At 57.9% G+C, this 2,302-nt stretch carries 1 protein-coding gene; it reads left to right on the forward strand.

The window, feature by feature from the left end; genetic code table 11:
* Positions 1 to 62: 62 nt before the first annotated feature.
* Positions 63 to 2,057 (forward strand): DNA mismatch repair endonuclease MutL, encoded by a 1,995-nt coding sequence (gene mutL / locus HMPREF3066_RS09680; RefSeq protein WP_070442528.1) that lies wholly within the window; start codon positions 63 to 65, stop codon positions 2,055 to 2,057.
* Positions 2,058 to 2,302 lie beyond the last annotated feature (245 nt).

The following is a 2,302-nucleotide window of genomic DNA, read 5'->3' on the forward strand; positions in this document are numbered from 1 at the left end:
GATTCCGGTTTTCAGACGACCTTTTGCTATAATACTCGCCAGTTTGAAAACGGAAGAAACCCATGTCCCGAATCGCCGCCCTGCCCGACCACCTCGTCAACCAAATCGCCGCCGGCGAAGTGGTCGAACGCCCCGCCAACGCCCTCAAAGAAATTGTCGAAAACAGCATAGACGCAGGCGCGACGGCGATTGAAGTCGAGCTGGCGGGCGGCGGCATCCGCCTCATCCGCGTCAGCGACAACGGCGGCGGCATCCACCCCGACGACATCGAACTCGCGCTCCACCGCCACGCCACCAGCAAAATCAAAACCTTAAACGATTTGGAACACGTCGCCAGCATGGGCTTTCGCGGCGAAGGCTTGGCAAGCATCGCCTCTGTCAGCCGCCTGACCCTGACCAGCCGCCAAGACGGCAGCGCTCACGCAACCCAAGTCAAAGCCGAAGACGGCAAACTCAGCAGCCCCACCGCCGCCGCCCATCCTGTTGGCACCACCATCGAAGCCGCCGAACTCTTCTTCAACACCCCCGCGCGGCGCAAGTTCCTCAAATCCGAAAACACCGAATACGCCCACTGCGCCACCATGCTCGAACGCCTCGCGCTGGCGCATCCGCACATCGCCTTCTCGCTCAAACGCGACGGCAAACAAGTATTCAAACTCCCAGCCCAAAGCCTGCACGAACGCATAGCCGCCATCGTCGGCGAAGACTTTCAGGCAGCATCCTTAGAAATCGACAGCGGCAACGGTGCGCTGCGGCTTTACGGCGCCATCGCCAAACCCACCTTCGCCAAAGGCAAAACCGACAAACAATACTGCTTCGTCAACCACCGCTTCGTGCGCGACAAAGTCATGCTCCACGCCGTCAAACAGGCATACCGCGACGTATTGCACAACGCCCTCACCCCCGCCTTCGTCCTCTTCCTCGACCTGCCGCCCGAAGCCGTGGACGTCAACGTCCACCCCACTAAAACCGAAATCCGCTTCCGCGACAGCCAGCAGGTACACCAACTCGTGTTCCACACCCTCAACAAAGCCCTCGCCGACACCCGCGCCGACTTGACCGAAAGCGTCGGCAACGCAGGCGAAGTGTTGCACGAAATCACAGGCATCCGTCCCGCGGCAACGTCGTCTGAAAACGAGTCTAGCGAGTTCCGCACAAACCCGACCGCGTCGTCTGAAAACATTTTCGCCGCCGCACCCAGCGCACACGCTTCCGAACCGCGCAGCACCTTCGGTTCCGGCAAAACCGCCCCCATGCCCTATCAGGCAGCACGCGCGCCGCAGCAACGCAGCCTGTCCCTGCGCGAAAGCCGCGCCGCCCTCAACACCTACGCCGAACTCTTCAAAAACACCGCAGCCGATGAAGCAGACATAGAGTTGGCACAATTCGAACAAGCCCGCTTCGGCAACACGTCCCCCACGTCGTCTGAAAACCCCGCACATACCTTTTCAGACGACCCCAAACCCGAACTGCCGCCGCTCGGCTTCGCCATCGCCCAATTATTGGGCATCTACATCCTCGCCCAAGCCGAAGACAGCCTGCTGCTCATCGACATGCACGCCGCCGCCGAGCGCGTCAACTACGAAAAAATGAAACGCCAGCGGCAGGAAAACGGCAACCTACAAAGCCAACGCCTGCTCATCCCCGTTACCTTCGCCGCGTCCCACGAAGAATGCGCCACCCTCGCCGACCATGCCGACACGCTGGCAGGCTTCGGGCTGGAACTGTCCGACATGGGCGGCAACACCCTCGCCGTCCGCTCCGTCCCCGCCATGCTCGGCAAAGCCGACGTCGTCTCGCTCGCCAAAGACGTATTGGGCGAACTCGCCCAAGTCGGCAGCAGCCAAACCATCGAAGAACACGAAAACCACATCCTCGCCACCATGTCCTGCCACGGCTCCGTCCGTGCCGGCCGCCAACTCACCCTGCCCGAAATGAACGCCCTCATGCGCGACATGGAAAACACCCCGCGCAGCAACCAATGCAACCACGGCCGCCCGACCTGGGTGAAACTGACGCTGAAAGAATTGGACGCATTATTCTTACGCGGACAATAAAGTTGGTGAAAAGCAAAGGTCGTCTGAAAACGGATTTAAGTTTTCAGACGACCTTTTAAGTAAATTAAGTTGTCAAGGTCAATGTTTAAGATGGAGTTGGTTTTATTAGTTCTTTCTCCGACTAATGTTGAACCCAAGATTTATGATTTTAGTAAAAACGGTATCTAGGAAAAATCATTGTTAGTAGCAGCAGAGTGAAATTTATTTGTTTTAAATGTAGAAATCAGTAGCGTTGTTTACAGTAT

It is taken from the genome of Neisseria sp. HMSC03D10 (genome assembly GCF_001807625.1).
In the GTDB taxonomy this organism is placed as follows: Bacteria; Pseudomonadota; Gammaproteobacteria; order Burkholderiales; family Neisseriaceae; genus Neisseria; species Neisseria mucosa.

What these genes read in the sequence shown, in the direction of transcription:
- mutL (WP_070442528.1), top strand. Translation starts at nt 63, where the DNA reads ATGTCCCGAATCGCCGCCCTGCCCGACCACCTCGTCAACCAAATCGCC.